This is a genomic window from Bacillus sp. AG4(2022) (assembly GCF_031844465.1).
GTDB classification, from domain to species: Bacteria; Bacillota; Bacilli; order Bacillales; family Cytobacillaceae; genus Bacillus_AB; species Bacillus_AB infantis.
Genome location: NZ_JAUZVH010000011.1, coordinates 81,858 through 98,343, shown reverse-complemented (window position 1 = coordinate 98,343; position 16,486 = coordinate 81,858). Strand labels below are relative to the sequence as shown.

At 33.3% G+C, this 16,486-nt stretch carries 20 protein-coding genes; 19 read left to right on the top strand and 1 reads right to left on the bottom strand.

Features of this window, described 5'->3' with window-relative positions; genetic code table 11:
* Window positions 1-99: 99 nt before the first annotated feature.
* The gene (locus Q9R36_RS23885) at window positions 100-810 is read right to left on the bottom strand and encodes a helix-turn-helix domain-containing protein (protein WP_311225992.1); all 711 of its coding nucleotides are present in this window, start codon (window positions 808-810) and stop codon (window positions 100-102) included.
* Between the two features lie 225 nt (window positions 811-1,035).
* Between Q9R36_RS23885 and Q9R36_RS23880 the strand changes: the two genes are divergently transcribed.
* From Q9R36_RS23880 to Q9R36_RS23790, 19 genes are all read left to right on the top strand, one after another.
* Window positions 1,036-1,542 carry a hypothetical protein gene (locus tag Q9R36_RS23880; protein WP_311225991.1) on the top strand — a complete coding sequence of 169 codons (507 nt, stop codon included), beginning with the start codon at window positions 1,036-1,038 and terminating at the stop codon, window positions 1,540-1,542.
* A gap of 161 nt (window positions 1,543-1,703) precedes the next feature.
* On the top strand, window positions 1,704-2,219 hold the full coding sequence (locus Q9R36_RS23875; protein ID WP_311225990.1) for a hypothetical protein: 516 nt from the start codon (window positions 1,704-1,706) through the stop codon (window positions 2,217-2,219).
* Window positions 2,220-2,432: 213 nt separating this feature from the next.
* The gene (gene istA / locus Q9R36_RS23870; RefSeq protein WP_101548984.1) at window positions 2,433-3,965 is read left to right on the top strand and encodes an IS21 family transposase; all 1,533 of its coding nucleotides are present in this window, start codon (window positions 2,433-2,435) and stop codon (window positions 3,963-3,965) included.
* Window positions 3,962-4,735 (top strand): IS21-like element helper ATPase IstB, encoded by a 774-nt coding sequence (gene istB, locus Q9R36_RS23865; protein WP_009792737.1) that lies wholly within the window; start codon window positions 3,962-3,964, stop codon window positions 4,733-4,735. The genes istA and istB overlap by 4 nt, the downstream gene beginning before the upstream one ends.
* 104 nt (window positions 4,736-4,839) lie before the next feature.
* On the top strand, window positions 4,840-5,007 hold the full coding sequence (locus Q9R36_RS23860) for a hypothetical protein (RefSeq protein WP_311225989.1): 168 nt from the start codon (window positions 4,840-4,842) through the stop codon (window positions 5,005-5,007).
* A 117-nt stretch (window positions 5,008-5,124) separates the two neighbouring features.
* On the top strand, window positions 5,125-5,400 hold the full coding sequence (locus Q9R36_RS23855) for a hypothetical protein (RefSeq protein ID WP_311225988.1): 276 nt from the start codon (window positions 5,125-5,127) through the stop codon (window positions 5,398-5,400).
* Window positions 5,401-5,449: 49 nt separating this feature from the next.
* Window positions 5,450-5,932, top strand: coding sequence for a hypothetical protein (locus Q9R36_RS23850; protein ID WP_311225987.1), 483 nt, complete (start codon window positions 5,450-5,452; stop codon window positions 5,930-5,932).
* Between the two features lie 62 nt (window positions 5,933-5,994).
* Window positions 5,995-6,219, top strand: coding sequence for a hypothetical protein (locus Q9R36_RS23845; protein ID WP_311225986.1), 225 nt, complete (start codon window positions 5,995-5,997; stop codon window positions 6,217-6,219).
* On the top strand, window positions 6,216-6,653 hold the full coding sequence (locus Q9R36_RS23840) for a hypothetical protein (RefSeq protein ID WP_311225985.1): 438 nt from the start codon (window positions 6,216-6,218) through the stop codon (window positions 6,651-6,653). The genes Q9R36_RS23845 and Q9R36_RS23840 overlap by 4 nt, the downstream gene beginning before the upstream one ends.
* A 70-nt stretch (window positions 6,654-6,723) precedes the next feature.
* Window positions 6,724-7,179 (top strand): hypothetical protein, encoded by a 456-nt coding sequence (locus Q9R36_RS23835; RefSeq protein WP_311225984.1) that lies wholly within the window; start codon window positions 6,724-6,726, stop codon window positions 7,177-7,179.
* Complete coding sequence (locus Q9R36_RS23830) at window positions 7,176-7,448, top strand: hypothetical protein (RefSeq protein ID WP_159347163.1); 273 nt, start codon at window positions 7,176-7,178, stop codon at window positions 7,446-7,448. Before Q9R36_RS23835 ends, Q9R36_RS23830 begins: the two co-directional genes overlap by 4 nt.
* Window positions 7,438-7,668, top strand: coding sequence for a hypothetical protein (locus Q9R36_RS23825; protein ID WP_159347165.1), 231 nt, complete (start codon window positions 7,438-7,440; stop codon window positions 7,666-7,668). The genes Q9R36_RS23830 and Q9R36_RS23825 overlap by 11 nt, the downstream gene beginning before the upstream one ends.
* 288 nt (window positions 7,669-7,956) lie before the next feature.
* Window positions 7,957-9,804: an ATP-dependent nuclease gene (locus tag Q9R36_RS23820; protein ID WP_311225983.1), complete on the top strand. Its 1,848-nt coding sequence runs from the start codon at window positions 7,957-7,959 to the stop codon at window positions 9,802-9,804.
* A gap of 5 nt (window positions 9,805-9,809) precedes the next feature.
* Entirely contained in the window at window positions 9,810-11,315 is a 1,506-nt protein-coding gene (locus Q9R36_RS23815) for a UvrD-helicase domain-containing protein (protein WP_098799338.1), read from the top strand.
* A 46-nt stretch (window positions 11,316-11,361) separates the two neighbouring features.
* Complete coding sequence (locus Q9R36_RS23810; RefSeq protein ID WP_098799337.1) at window positions 11,362-12,063, top strand: hypothetical protein; 702 nt, start codon at window positions 11,362-11,364, stop codon at window positions 12,061-12,063.
* Between the two features lie 380 nt (window positions 12,064-12,443).
* Window positions 12,444-13,037: a class I SAM-dependent methyltransferase gene (locus Q9R36_RS23805; protein WP_098799336.1), complete on the top strand. Its 594-nt coding sequence runs from the start codon at window positions 12,444-12,446 to the stop codon at window positions 13,035-13,037.
* A gap of 25 nt (window positions 13,038-13,062) precedes the next feature.
* Window positions 13,063-13,680, top strand: coding sequence for a CadD family cadmium resistance transporter (locus tag Q9R36_RS23800; RefSeq protein WP_098799335.1), 618 nt, complete (start codon window positions 13,063-13,065; stop codon window positions 13,678-13,680).
* Window positions 13,681-13,847: 167 nt separating this feature from the next.
* On the top strand, window positions 13,848-14,216 hold the full coding sequence (locus tag Q9R36_RS23795) for an ArsR/SmtB family transcription factor (RefSeq protein ID WP_066192486.1): 369 nt from the start codon (window positions 13,848-13,850) through the stop codon (window positions 14,214-14,216).
* Window positions 14,209-16,338, top strand: coding sequence for a heavy metal translocating P-type ATPase (locus tag Q9R36_RS23790; RefSeq protein WP_098799334.1), 2,130 nt, complete (start codon window positions 14,209-14,211; stop codon window positions 16,336-16,338). The genes Q9R36_RS23795 and Q9R36_RS23790 overlap by 8 nt, the downstream gene beginning before the upstream one ends.
* The last annotated feature ends 148 nt before the right edge of the window (window positions 16,339-16,486 follow it).

Here is a 16,486-nt window from a genome sequence, read left to right as displayed (position 1 = left end):
TGGATGTCTTAAAAGACCAGACAGATTTTTATTACTGTTTGGTCTTTTTATTTGAAAAAATAAGGCTGATATGATGTTTAGACTTTACGTAAAACAATATTATTTTTTTTCGCTAAGTTCTTGGAGTAATTCTAATGCTTTTTGACTATTCTTCATATTCACATGGATATATGATTTTAATATTTCAATTTTTTCCTCATCAGTTTTATCTTCACGTTTTTCTAGTTCATTTATTATTGAAGCGTCTTTGAAACTATAGTCACCATCAATGTTATTAAAAATACTACCTAACATACCCTTTAGTTCATCAATATGGAAATGTTTTTGTTGAGCCATCCTAATAGTTCCATAATAAATTGCGATTATATAATCAATTAATTCCTTTTGAACTTCTTTTTCTTCATCTGTAAAATCTTCAAAAGATTTGCCTTCTGACAACAATAGATGGGTTAATGCAAACAATAAAGCGTAGTTTGAATCATTATCAGGTAAATGAACATTTTGCCTTTCTACGAAATGTTCATTGATTTTTTCTGCTGCAAAATTTAGAAACTCCTTTAAATAATCTGGGTCCCAAGTATCTAATATATATTCCCTGTTTCCAACCAAGTAGTCTACTGATGTATTAAAAATATTTGCTAATTTAATGATATCTTCTAAGGCAGGTCTTCTAACATTTGTAATGTATTTGTGTAAATTTGATTTGTTAAAACCATGTTTATCCATTAAAGATCCTTTTGAAATATCCATATTGTTCTTGTCTAACAGAATCTGTAGGCGATCCCCAATCATTACTTTTTCATCACTCATAACGTTTCACCCCAAAATATGATTTAAATAAATAATATTATTAATTGAACCAAATGTCCACAAAGTTTGTTTGTATTTTGAAAAAAGTTTACTTTTGGGTATTTACAAATAATAAACAACAGTGATATCATAAATCTACAGTTTGAACAAAATGTCCACTTTCATTTAATTTTATAGGACAAAAGTTCCTTTTTAGGTAAATAAAAATTGTAAGGGGGAGATTATATGTTGAAAATGGAAGATGCCAGTAGAATTATGAAACCGGGTTTTATGAATGCTGTTGTAATTAATAATCAAAAATTGAATACCATTGAGACAGTGTTTATCATTAAAGATTTTAATTATAAGTTGGAAAAATTAATGAAATCACACTATGCAAATGTAAGAGCGACTGTAAAAGGAAACGAAAAAGCAAATGGTTTAATCTTCATGACAAGGTTTAGTGGGATGAAAAATAAGATTTACCACTCTTGGTTTGATAAGACATTACAGGTGAATGAATTGTTCTATTTAATTAATCAAGAACGATTGCAGTACTTTTTAGTTGATGAGAAAAACAAACCATTTGATATTTTAGTGATTCCAAATGAAATAAGGGAAATTGCTTGTAAATATCTTGAAGGAGAAGACCTGTTGTGGTCAATAGATGAATTTAATCAGATGGTCCAAGAAACTATGAATAAGTATAAAACAACTAATCGTATATGGGACCTTATAACAATGAAGGCATGAAACTAGATAATGGTGGAAGAAAAGTAAAAGAAAATTACTGTATTTGCCTATTTTGTGAGACACCAGAAGAATGCTGCCAAAAAACATGGGTGCAATCGAGCACCTTTCTAAACAAAATGGTCGGAACATTCCGAACTTAGATATTAAGGAGGAGATTTACCATGAAAAAAAATACAGTTATTAAAGTTGGGTATATGGTTCACTTAAGTGCTGAAAGGGATGACAGTATTGACTTAGAAATGAAAAGCCGCGTACTAGAGGTGTTATTAGAAAATGTTAAAGGAGTAAGTGTTGCCAATTACCATTCTTATAAGAGTAATCCACTAGTTGCTCAGTATTTTATCAGTTTATTAAGAAAGCAGGACATCGACACAATTGCTGTACAGGATCGTTCGATTTTTAAGAAGGATATCATCAACCTGTTTATCGAAGAGGGGTTTAATTTCATTTTGGTTGAAGTTAACAGTAGCAAAACAAAATATAGGATTGAAGAGATTACTAACAACCAATTGAAGACTGATCTACATAATGTAGCCAGATTCAGTAAAGTCAGATGGGAAAACTTAGGTTCTAACTATAGAAAGGCTTTAATTAGTAATGAAAGGTTTGCAAGAATGTCGAATGAATTAGTAGATGAATTCGAATCTTCTACTGGTATTAACGTATCTGCCTATTAAGTTCGCTTATGAGGGTATACTGATTCGAATTCCTTACTAGAGAGGAGTTATAACGGAGGTTTGTAAACGATAAACTAGAATCAACAGTTTTCCACAAATAAAGCTAAACAGATTCCAACAATTAAGAATCAACAGTTTATCTTAATTGATCCCCTTTCTATATACTTAAATCAGTCTATGGAAAGCGAGGAATAAACAGGAGTGGAAAGACTGATGATCTACAACGAGGTTCATAAGCTTCGCAGTGAGGGTTTTACAAATAGTGCGATAGCTAGAAAATTAAAGATTTCTAGGAATAGAGTAATTGAATATGGAAAGATGTCACCAGAAGAGTTTTACTCGTTTTCAATCTCATTACAAAGCCGGAGTAAAAAGCTAGATCCCTTTCGGGAAAAAATCATTGGATGGTTAAAGGAACACCCAGACTTATCAGGAGCTCAAGTATTGGACTGGTTGGGGGAGAAATTAGACGTTAGTGCTGTCTCAGAAGGAACTGTGAGGAATTATGTCAATGAGTTACGTGAAGCTTATCATATCCCTAAAATGGTTTCTGAGAGAAGTTATAGTACAGTCCCGGACCTTCCAATGGCTCAACAGTTACAAGTAGATTTTGGCCAGGTGAAGGTCTCTACAACGAATGGAACATTTAAACGGCTCTACTTTATTGGATTCGTTTTAGCCCATTCAAGATATAAATATGTAGAATGGCTAGACCGACCTTTTCGAGCATCAGATCTTATTAGAATGCATGAAAATGCCTTCCGTTTTTATGGAGGCATGTCTATTGAAATCGTCTACGACCAAGATCGTTTACTCGCTGTTAGTGAAAACGCTGGAGATCTTATCATGACGGTGGAATTCACAAAATATCAACAGACAAGAAAGTTTAAGGTCTACCTATGCAGAAAGTCTGATCCAGAGTCTAAAGGGAAAATAGAGCAAGTAGTGAAATATGTAAAGAATAACTTTGCGAAAAACCGTACTTTTGATAATCTACTAGATTGGCAGGAATCTAGTATGAGTTGGTTAAAGAGAACCGGGAATTATAAAGTACATCATAATATAAAAAAGAGACCTGTCGAGGTGTTCGCCCTGGAAAAGCCACACCTACAACCGGTCTCCGGTACTTACATTTTTGAAGATATCTTAGGTACCAGTATAACAAGAACTATAAACAAAGACAATGTTATACGGTTTGATGGGAACAGGTACAGCGTACCGCGCGGTACTTACCGAAAAGGAGCTCCCAATATAGCTTATGTCGGAACAGATACTGAGTATCTATACATACGACTGCAGCAAAATGGGCAACCACTAGCCAAGCATAAAATTGCACAAGGAAGTGGTGCTGTTATTTCAGAGCCTTCCCATCGGGAACGTGAACAGCCTAAACGGGATCTATTAATACAGCAAATCAAAGAAATGTTAACCGATAAACAAGCTGCAAGTTGGCTGATGGAAATTCTCTCTGATCAATATCCACGCCATATAGTAGATCAGCTTAAAGTTGTACAATCTGTCATTTTAAAACATCCATCTTTCATCGATGAGGCACTTAGCGAAATGAAACGGTTGCGGTTGACTAGTGCAAATGATCTTAGGGATATTGCCATTACTTTAGAAATCCATAGCCGAAAGAAACATAAAGAAACTGGAATCGCTAACGAGAAATATAAGGAATTAGTTGCCCCCGAACGAAGGGAAGATATTTATTTTAGTGTCCTTCAAGGAGGAGCAAATCAATGAGCCAACCTTACGAATCACTTCAGGATAAATGCAGAACCTTACGTCTGGCTGAAACAGCCAAGGAATTACCTTCTCTTCTAAGGGAAGCTGAGGCAAAGGGATGGACCTATCATGAATTTATCCATGAGTTTCTTAGTCATGAAATGCGTTGTAGGGAAAGAAAAAACAGTGAAAGATTAATGAAGTGGGCTGAGTTTCCAGAAGCTTTAACATTTGAAAACTTTAGACTTGAGGAACAGACAGCGATTGGAGAAAAACAGCTAAATATTTTAAAACATTTATCATGGGTTGATGAATTTTATACCTTAATTATGATGGGACCAACAGGTGTCGGCAAGACCCATCTATCAACTGCCTTAGGTATCCACGCAATAGAGCGTGGGTACCAGGTTTCTTTTATATCAATGGATCGTTTAATTTATGTCTTAAAATCAAGAGAGTACATTAGTAAATCTAAAACAAGATATAACCGTATAGTCAAATCTGATCTGATTATCATTGATGATGTCATGTATATGGCTTATGAACCACAGGATGCCCATTTATTCTTTCAATTTATATATGAGATGTATGACAAAGCTGCATTTATCCTTACCTCTAATAAAGGTCCTGGAGAATGGGGAAAGTTCCTTGGGGATCCGACACTTACGACAGCCATACTGGATCGTCTCCTTCATCGGAGTGAAATTTTGACCTTCAGCGAAGAACAGGACAGTATCAGAATGAAATACAGAAAAGCGTTATTTGATAACCAGAGTGTTGAATCTTAATTGATGAAAACTGTTTAATCTTATTTGCTAAAAACTGTTGATTTCTACTTGACGGTTACAAGGTTTGACTAGAAACCTTTGATATATCTAAAGGAGGCGGGGGAATGAATAATTCAAGGCATAAAAGATTACAAGACTTAGAAGAGAAATTGAGTATCATTCGTTCATTATTTGATAGATTTTGGCCTGAAATGTCAGAACAACAACAAACTTATCTAGCAAACATTGAGCACAAAATTGTTAAAGAAATTCGGATTCTTGAGGATCATTAAATGGTGTACCTTTCATAGAGATTCAAATTAACGCTTGGGAATTATTAGCCAGCAACTAATTTTAATTGTTTGTAAAAGGAAGCAAAGAGAAAATTATGACGAAAGAAGGGATGTTTTATGATTGGAAAATTACGATCTTATCATTCTGAACTACCTAAAGAACTCGACTATTATTATGTGTGGCTACCAGACTGCGGTCACTCAATTATGTGTGTATTAACACAACATATAGATGATGCAAGGAAAGGTGAAATTACTGATTATATGTTACCTGTTCCTGTTAAATATGTATTGGAAAAAGGCTATATTGTCCACCCAGATTGTATTGAGGTGAAAGCACAATATATTTTGCCAATGGGCCTTTTCATAGAAGGTGATTACGAAGAGTGGTAAAAAACTGTATGGACAATAAGGAACACCAATTGGAAGGAGGCGGATTTTTATGGGATTCAAAAAGTTGGAAATTAAGAAAGTGGGGCATCTAAAGTTCAAGGACGACAGTATTTATTCGTATTCGGATATTCTTATTTCACAATTTAAATTGGAGTTAATAACAACCTATGACGTTATTACTGAAAAAGAAAAGAAAGAATTCATTCAACTTACAAGAAATCTAAATATGCAAGAAAACTTCTTTAAGTGGCTAAGGCAAGAAGGTATTGAGGCAGTTGTAATTGACAGTATCTTTTCTTTTAGGGATTTTAGAGAGTGTATAAACTGTATCGATATGTTTACTTCGCACCAATTCCCGCTGATATTTGCAAAAGAAGGAATTGATACCGGTAGAAAGCAGGATATTGGGGTGTTTGTAACCCCCTTTAAGAGATTACTTTCTTTAACTAAACTCTACATGCTTGCCGAAATTAAAGAAGAGTTGGCAGATGCAAGTAACAAAGTATTTGAAAACCACAATATTTATAATTAGATCAATTGTAATTCAATTCTATTTGAAAAATGGATATCAAATTAGAGGTAGGGGGGAAAATAATGAACTGGATGCGAAAAACAATTATAGAAATGAACTATAAAGGAATGGCAATCTACTCACTCATCATGGGGGGAATATTAGGATTGGCAACAAACTATATAGTAGATAACCAGCCTAATTTTGCCGTAACATTTCTAATTCTAATTCTCCTAATTGTATCCTCAGTATCGTGCAGTGTTGGGCGTTGGACAAAAGCAAATGAAAAACGGGAGGTAAAAAAATGATAAAACCACGGTTCAAAAGTGAAAAAACTGCAAAGATCGCCTTGCTAATTGGAAAAATCGTTACAATGATGTTCATAACCGTTCTAACTTACCCACTCGTACTTTTTTTAGGCGAATTTCAAATGACACAAGAAACTTGGCTTTTGTACATCGGGGGCACGTCTGCGGGAGTTCTGTCAGGGAAATTAAAACTACATGGAGAGGTAAATAAAAGAATGACCCGATGGATTATATTCTTGTCGTGTTTAACCATCATGCTTGTGGTTAATATTTTAATGAACATCGATGACAAAGCGCTTATCACTATTTTAGGATTACTTGTTGGAATTCCAACTTATGCAAGTCTTAAATACCATTTTAGTGATCTTGAAAAGGAAGTAAAGAATTATTTTAAAAAGAAAGATTATAGAAGGTATAGGATATTTCGAATCTGAACTAGAATCGGTGAAAGCATAATTTTTTAACTATGTCGAACTTCAAAAAAACTATTAGGAGCGTGTTAATATGAAAGAAGTTAGAGCACTATCTGTATTGATTAGAAAGAACAATAATGAACATGAGGTTCAAGAGGAGTTTAGTGAACATAAGCATGAACTGATTAAATTTTCGGAAGAGAAGGGCCTTGCCATTAGTAAGTTTGATATTTTCTCTAAACCAATGCAAGAACTTATCTATTACTATAAGCCTCTGGATATGACGGAATATGTTACATCTTTAAGGTTTAATGAAACTATACTTACTTTCAGTCCAATTTTCTTAAATGTGTTTAGTTTACAGACACTTGAAAGAATGTCTATGAAAAATATTGACTTCATATTTGCTTTCTATGGCGAAAATAATTCAATGATAATGAAAGAGATGACAGAGAGAGAGTACGTGAAGTTAAGAAAAAGGAATAAAATCCCGAACCTTTGTTACTTCCCAATTAGTTTAGCAACTGATGAGGGGGTGGCAATTTGAAAACAAAATATGGTAGACCAATTATAAAAATCGATTGGTCAGGTCCAGAGGGAAATGTCTATCATGTAATGTGGAAGGCAGAAGCAATGCTTGAATATTTAGAGGAATTTGATAAGTGTGAGGAACTGAATTATCGTTTTAAACATGATGGTTTGAAAAGTTATGAGGAAGTTCTTGATTTAGTCAATGAGTACGTAACAATTGAAAATATGGACGCCTATTATTCTCTTAGAGCCCAACTTGATAGGGAGGAGAATTATGATGAGTAAATTGTATTTAAAATTGGTTCCAAAGGAAGACAAGCGTATGGAGTTTAGTGTTAATTTTCATCGGGTTTCAGAATTATGTTGTGAATTGCAATTAGTTGATAGGAGGGTAATTGACATCATAAAGAAAATTACAAGTGAACTATCTGGTATAAATATTAGAACTGACGAAGATGCGGTACGTGCTATGAAAGTACTGAGGAAATATGTGGTATTTGAATAGAAAAGAGGTAGGGAGATAAACTCCTTGCCTTTTTTGTTGTTTAGAAACAGCACATGCATTAAAAGGGGCGACTGGGCATAGGTGGTTTTATATTTCTTCTAATGTCTAAAGTTTGGGCTAGGTTAAGAAGGAGAACGAATTATTAACACTGTGATTTTAAATATTTGGGTGTTTTTGCTTGTTATTTATACTACAGACTCTTCCTACTATTATTTTATAGAGGTTGTCTACTTATTTATGCTAATGTTAAATGGTGGATATTTTTAATGCTATTGGAGGATTATCAAAGTGTATATTTCTAATATCTCAATCAAAAATTATCGGAATTTTGGGAACGAACCCTTTAAGACTAAGTTAAAAAAGTTTACGACTATAATTGGTGAAAACAACATTGGTAAAACTAATTTACTAGAATCAATTGGTCTCATTTTAAGTCAGGATATTACAATGTTAAGAAAACGAATGTTGCAGTTGGATGATATAAACTATAAATCTAGAATCAAATTCAAGGAGGATGTATTAGATACAACGATTACTCCCAAAAATGTTAAATTTCCAGAAGTAGAAGTTCAACTCACATTTGAGGAGATGGATACTAAACAATTATCAGTTGTTGGTGATTGGTTTTCTGACAACTCTATGAATAAGGCTAAACTGACGTATTTGTTTAAACCTTCTAACGGCTTTAATTGTAAAGAGTGGGTTGAACAACAAAGAGAATATATACAAAAGTTAAAAGAAGAAAATAAAGAGTGGCAAGAAGAGAAACTTTTAAATTTTATTGAATTTCCAATAAAAAAATATCAATATCTCATTTATGGTGGAAATGACAGTACTAATCGTGTTGATCCTTATTTCCTTGGAATGTTGAAACTAGAACTACTGGATGCTCTTCGTGATGCAAAAAGGGAGTTAATTGCTAACGGTGATTACAAATTGTTATTTAGGGTTCTAAACCAAAATGACGAAACAGCCTATGAAGACATAAAGGGAGTTCTGAGCAATCTTGACGAAAAAATTAAAGATAACGAACAACTGAAAAATATAAGAAAGACACTGATAGAGCAATTAGAAAAGATATCATTGCAAGAAACAACAGGCAGTAATAATGTTGATTTTCACTTTTCAACATTAGAAACAGGAGAAATTCTAAAAAAGTTAAGCCTAATCTATGGTCAAGAGCCAATCAGCATTGATAGAAATGGATTGGGAAGAAATAACCTTTTATATATTTCCTTAATCCTTTCCCGCTTGGCACCAGATGATAATATTGAGACATGCTTCCGAATTGTAGGTATCGAAGAGCCTGAAGCACATTTGCACCCGCATTTACAAAGGCATCTTGCTAGCAATATACAATCAATAAACGAAAAAAGAGAAGATTTGCAGATTATATTAACATCGCATTCTACCCATATAACAAGTGCTTTAAATATGGACAATATGGTAGTTTTATTTAATGAAAGTGGTAAAGTAAAAGAACATTTTTTACTTGATGGGTTTGGAAATGATAAAAAGGGGAAGGTTCACCGGCATTATCTTGGGAAGTACTTAGATGCTACAAAGTCTAGTATGTTCTATGCACGAAGGATCATTTTGGTAGAAGGAATTGCGGAAGAAATTATTGTACCTGTAATTTACCAATTATTTTCCAAAAAATCAATAGAAAGTATAGGCTGCAACATAGTTAATGTAAATGGGGTTGCTTTTAAGCACTTCTTAGAGATTGTAAAAAATGGTTATTTTATTAAATGTGCAGTGCTTACAGACGGAGATGTTGGAAAGAAGACGGAAAATCGTGCGGATAATCTAAAAAAAGAATATGAAACTACAGATGGCCCTATAAAAGTTGAAGTGAACAAAGAGACATTTGAAAAGGAATTAATAAGTGCTAACAAAAGTGGTAAAGGTAAAGAGTTATTATTAAATGCACTGAAAGCAACTAGACCTATAAACGGACCAAAATATATTGCAGAAATTGGGGACAAGGAAATTGATACAAATTCATTTTTTGAATTAGTAGAGGAATATAAATCTGAATTTGCCTTTAATCTTTGTGACGAATTAAAGAAAGAAGATGTGGAATTCAAGATCCCAAAGTATATTAAAAACGCATTCGAGTTTATAAAGGGGTAAAGTTTATGGCTAAAAAAATAAAACCTACACTAGTCATTGCTGGACCGGGTGCAGGGAAAACTCATTATATAATTGAAAAAGTGATCAATAGACTACCATTGCTTGAACACCATAGATTTCTTGCTGTAATTACGTACACAAACTCTGCAACTAATGAAATTAAGGAACGCTTAATGGAGAAAACGGTTATTCCCCCAAATGTCTTTATTGGAACTATTCATAGTTTTTTAGTGCGTTTTATACTTAAACCATTTGGGGTGGTTCAAGGTGTTTTACCAGAGCAGGTTGTTTATAAAGATGTGAGTATAAAGGCCAATGACAGAAAAGAAGAGAACATTATTAAGAATAATATCGTGAAAAAGGGAGTAGTTCCCTATGAAAAAATTGTGTCATTATCTAGTAATTTATTAAAAGAAAACAAAAAGATTAGAGAACTTGTTTCTCAAAGGCTACAATTTTTATTTGTGGATGAATTTCAAGATGCAAACTCAGGACAGTTTAATATTTTTGAAGAAATAAGAAAAGCATCCGCAACGGAAATGTATTTTGTAGGTGATCCGGAGCAAAGTATAATGACTTTTCAAAATCAAGGTGGTCAAATTCAAACTTTAGATAAGCGGCCAATATATAAAGCGATAAACAGTGGAACTATTGATAAGGAATATCTGGATAGTAATAATAGGTCAAGTTTAACAATTATTGATTTTATTAATAACTTCCATACATCAATCACTCAACAAAAAACAAATGAGGATAATAACACCAATAATAAAGTGACTTTTATTTCGGATACTTATGATTTGCGGGAGATTATTAATTCATTTAATTCCCTGTGTAATGATAGAACCATGTGTGAAAATAGCCCATCAACAAGATTCTTTTTGGGATACAGACGCAGCACATTTAAGACAGTTGAAAATGAATATGGATTGGTTCAAAAAGATGATAGCGATTCTAATTCAATACAGTTATTAAGAGAGTGTTCAACGTTCATTTGCGAAATCTTAAATAAGAGCAGGACAAGTATTATGATGGAGTTGGGAATAGATGATTTAGCCTATAGACAACTCTGCTTTAAAATAGTAGAAAGCATTAAATCAAATCCATTTATAAATAGCAGTGAGATAATCTCATTGTTAAAAACAAACTTCAAATGCGATCCTTATAAATCTGTTCATAAAAAGGTACAACATAATCCAGACCATATTGCAGAGGGATTTATTAACAAGATTAATCTCGAACTGCAATACTCTAGCAGTATTAAAGAAATTAAAGATTATCATCTTACCATTCACAAATCAAAGGGATTACAGGCTGATGCGGTTCTAGTAATTGCAAAGAGTAAAAATGAGTTAAAAAAATGGCTAGAAGTGGACAAGCAATTAAGGTTTGGAGACAAGCAAGATACTTGTAGAATTGGGTATGTTGCATTTAGTAGAGCAAAAGAATTTTTATGTATTGCTTGTTTAGAAGAAATTGATGATGAATTAAAAAAGAACTTAACCCTCTAAATGTAGATATGGTTCCAGCAATTGGGGAAAAGGAGAAGCAACCAATATGAGCCTTATACAAGAAGGTATAAATTTTCTAAATGAAAATAATGGAGCATTAACAGTATTAATAAATATTTTATTGGTCTCTATTACGGGGGTATATGTCTATTTAACGGCAAGTCTCTCTAAGGCATCAAATAAAACAATCGAGCATTCTTATAATGAATATAAAGATAGAAAATACAAGGAAGATACTGTAAAAAAGAATCTTATTTACTTGGTTAATAGTGAAATATATATGAATTCATTTATATATGTTTTTTCCCAGTACTATTTGCAAAATGGGGAGAACATAAATTTAAAGGAAAAACTAAGACATTATTTGATTAGTGGCGGGGTATCGATTGACAAGACTTCAAGGGGTCATATAGTAGTTCATACCAGAATGGATACTTGGAAGGAAATTAATGCGCAATGTGCACAATATTTTTCCAATTCCCTTATGCAGGAATTGACTGGATATTATACAGGAGTTGAACAATCTAAAATTTATTCCGTTAATGGAATGTCTAACCAGAATTTTATTGAATTCTGTAGAGGTCAACTTATCTCTACATATAAATGTTTGGAGTTACTAAAACAAGAAGACCCGGACTTGCGAATTGGTGAAGAATATAGCATTGATGGAAAGGTTCTTTCGGTAAATAATGAAACAGGTACTCTTATTGAAATGAATAAGCATTTGGAACAAGCAGTTTCAAAATAAAATGTAGTAGAGTTGTAACGTTACTTTCGGTGGGTAAATATCCGAAATCAAAGCATTTAAATGGAAATTGAATACCAAAATGTTTCTGGCATTTAAATGATGTAGGTTTTGGCAGTATGTTTATGTTTATAAATCATTTTGAATCATTTCTCAATACATTAACGTATAAACGCTTATATGCTTATATTTATACATATTTGTAAGGCAGTGCTTTTTGTATTAACCGGCAGGATAATTTAACAAAGTTTGTATTAGAATTGGGACTTTTCCAATTCTTTTTTTATGTAAATTTTGTAATTTTATTCAAATGCATATTTGAATAATAAAATGAATTTGATATAATACATTCAAATGAATATTTGAATAAAGGGGTGATTGTTATGGAATTAAATAAAATCGAATTTCATTTGATGAATAATCCAATGAGGAAATGGCTTCAAAAGAACATTGAGTTTAAAACCTTTAAAGAGTTTTTAGATAAGAATAATCTTTCTTTGGAGGGAAAAGTAGTATTAGATGCTGGGTGTGGATCAGGATATAGTACAAAGTTAATTCAAGAATTTAGTCCTGCTGAATTGATAGGGTTCGATATTATGCCATCACAAATTGAAAAGGCAAAACAAGCATATCCCGAATTAAATTTCTTTGTTGGCAGCGTGTTAGAAACACATTTAGACTCCGATAAGTTTGATGCTGTTTTTGTTTTCGGAATACTGCATCATATTCCTCAATGGAAAGATGCTATTACAGAACTTTATCGAGTTTTAAAGTCTGGAGGGGTACTTTTAGTCGAAGATTTGAATAAAGATGCTTCTCATTTTTTTGCCACTTATTTTAAATTAGATCATCCGCCAGAAGCCTACTTTACTTGGGATGAATTTACAAATCATCTTGAGGAAACAGGGTTCGATATTTTAGAACAAAAAAGAATTATTTCAAAGGGAGTCGGGTCTTTCCTTTGTTTAAAAAATTAAAAATTGAAATTTTGGAGGTAAATAAATGATAACAACGATACTTACAGCCGCAACTATTTATGTAGCGACAGGGATTGATTATCTTGTTATTTTAATTCTATTGTTTTCGCAAATAAAAAAAGGACAGGAAATACATATTTGGATAGGAAAGTATGTTGGAACGATAATTGTTATAGGAGCAAGTCTTTTAGTTTCTTTAGGTGTTGCCAACTTGATCCCTCAACAATGGGTTATAGGACTTCTTGGACTTTTACCAATTTATTTAGGAATAAAAATATGGATTAAAGGAGAACAAGATGAAGATGAAAGCAACATTTTGTCCTTATTTTCATCAGGTAGGTTTAATCAATTATTTCTAACGGTCACTTTTATTGTATTGTCTTCCAGTGCGGATGACTTTTCCATTTATGTACCGTATTTCACAACATTAAATGGGACTGAAATCATTGTCTCTATTATTGTCTTTTTAATAATGATTGGGGTTTTACTCTACGTGGGCTATCGTTTAGCACACTTGGAATTCGTATCGGAAAAAATAGAAAAGTATGAACGTTGGATTGTTCCAATTGTCTTTATAGGATTAGGAATTTATATTATGTATGAAAATGGGACATTCAATGCCTTGTTCTCATTCCTATTTTAACAAACAGGTAATTGGGTTGAATCAGACGAAAGCAGTTAAGAAAAAGTGCTTGGATTTTTTATCCAAGCATTTTTGTTTTTATTTCATTCAAATAAATGTTTGAATAAAGATAAAAAAGGGTTATAATATATTCAAATGAATATTTGAATGAAAAGGGAGTGAAACTAATGGGTAAGAAGGATACTTGTGAAATTTATTGTTATGACGAAGAAAAAGTTAATCGAATACAAGGCGAATTAGAAAAAGAGGATATGTCTAGTGTTGCCTTATTATTTAAAGCACTTGCAGATGAAAACAGAGCAAAAATATCCTTTGCTTTATGTCAAGATGACGAACTATGTGTGTGTGATGTCGCCAATATTATAGGTTCTACCGTTGCAACAGCATCTCATCACCTACGAACTCTTCATAAACAAGGGATTGTAAAATACCGAAAAGAAGGCAAATTAGCGTTTTACTCACTAGATGATGACCACATCAAGCAATTAATCACTATTGCGTTAGCACATAAGAAAGAGGTGAAAGTCAATGTCTAATCAACAACCCAATTTAACTGAAGAAGAAATGAAAGCATATCGTGTTCAAGGATTTACTTGTGTAAATTGTGCAGCCATTTTTGAAAATAATGTAAAAGAATTGCCCGGTGTTGATGATGCGAAAGTAAATTTTGGAGCATCTAAAGTGTATGTGAAAGGTACTGCAACGATTGAAGAACTAGAAAAAGCAGGAGCATTTGAAAATTTAAAGATTCGGGATGAAAAAGAACAGAGAGTAGAACGTGAACCATTCTGGAAGCAAAAAGAAAATATTAAGGTCTATATTTCAGCGATATTACTGTTGATTAGTTGGTTTTTAGGGGCGCAATACGGGGAAGAGCATATTCTTCCAACTATTGGTTATGCAGCATCCATGTTAATTGGTGGATATTCGCTGTTTATTAAAGGTCTAAAAAATTTAAGCAGATTACAATTTGATATGAATACACTAATGACGATTGCCATTATAGGTGCTGCAATCATTGGTGAATGGGGTGAAGGTGCAACTGTTGTTATCCTATTTGCGATTAGTGAAGCATTAGAGCGCTATTCAATGGATAAGGCTCGTCAATCCATTGAATCATTGATGGATATTGCTCCAAAAGAAGCATTAGTCCGTCGTGGGAATGAAGAAATGATAATCCACGTTGATGATGTTCAAGTTGGAGACATTATGATTGTAAAACCGGGTCAAAAGTTAGCAATGGATGGAGTAGTTATCAAAGGAACTTCAACATTAAATCAGGCTGCAATTACTGGGGAAAGTGTTCCGGTAACAAAAACAATTGATGATGAAGTGTTTGCGGGAACATTAAATGAAGAAGGATTGCTCGAAGTTAAAGTAACCAAACGAGTGGAAGATACTACTCTTTCAAAAATTATTCATCTTGTAGAAGAAGCACAAGCAGAACGAGCACCTTCTCAAGCATTTGTCGATAAATTTGCGAAATACTATACACCATCTATTATGATTTTGGCCCTTTTAATCGCTGTTATACCTCCATTATTTGGTGGGGATTGGAGTGAATGGATTTATCAAGGGTTGGCAGTTTTAGTTGTTGGTTGTCCGTGTGCTTTAGTTGTTTCCACGCCGGTATCGATTGTTACTGCTATTGGAAATGCAGCGAAAAATGGTGTTTTAATTAAAGGTGGTATTCATTTAGAAGAAGCAGGAGCCCTTAAAGCCATTGCTTTTGATAAAACAGGAACATTAACAAAAGGAATTCCTACTGTAACAGACATCGTGACATATGGTGACGATAAAAACGAATTGCTTGCAGTTACAGCAGCCATTGAAAAAGGATCACAACATCCACTTGCTTCAGCCATTATAAGAAAAGCAGAAGAAAACGGCTTGAACTTTAATGGAATGTCGGTAGAAGACTTTCAATCAATTACGGGTAAAGGTGTAAAAGCAAGAGTAAATAATGAAATGTATTATGTCGGAAGTCCAAATTTGTTTGAAGAATTGCATCAAACAATTGAAAGTACCATTCAAGAGAAAATTACTCGTATGCAAATAGAAGGAAAAACGGTGATGGTTTTGGGAACGGATAAAGAAATCCTTTCGCTAATTGCCGTAGCAGATGAAATGAGAGAAACATCAAAAGAAGTCATCAACAAATTGAATCATATGGGAATTGAAACAGTAATGCTGACTGGTGACAATAAACGAACAGCAGAAGCCATTGGGAAACAGGTTGGTGTTTCAGATATTAAAGCCGATTTACTTCCAGAAGATAAATTAAACTTTATTAAAGAACTTCGTGGAAAGCATCAAAGTGTGGCAATGGTAGGAGATGGTGTAAATGATGCACCAGCACTTGCGGCTTCAACGGTCGGTGTAGCGATGGGTGGTGCTGGAACTGATACAGCACTAGAAACAGCCGATATTGCATTAATGTCTGATGATTTAAGCAAGTTGCCATATACCATTAAATTAAGCCGTAAGGCATTAACCATTATCAAGCAAAACATTACCTTCTCTTTAGCCATTAAATTAGTGGCATTACTATTAGTTATGCCCGGATGGTTGACCCTATGGATTGCTATATTTGCCGATATGGGCGCAACATTGCTTGTTACATTAAACAGTTTAAGATTACTAAAGGTTAAAGAATAAAAATAAGGTTTCATAGCAAGGGAAAATTTTTGTTCCCTTGCCTTTTTGCCTAGTGTAATTCTTATTAAACTAAAGGGTGCGTTGATCCGACAATGATTTACGCTCTTTTTGTTGAAGTTATTACTATAGGGCGGTTTAAATAAAGGTG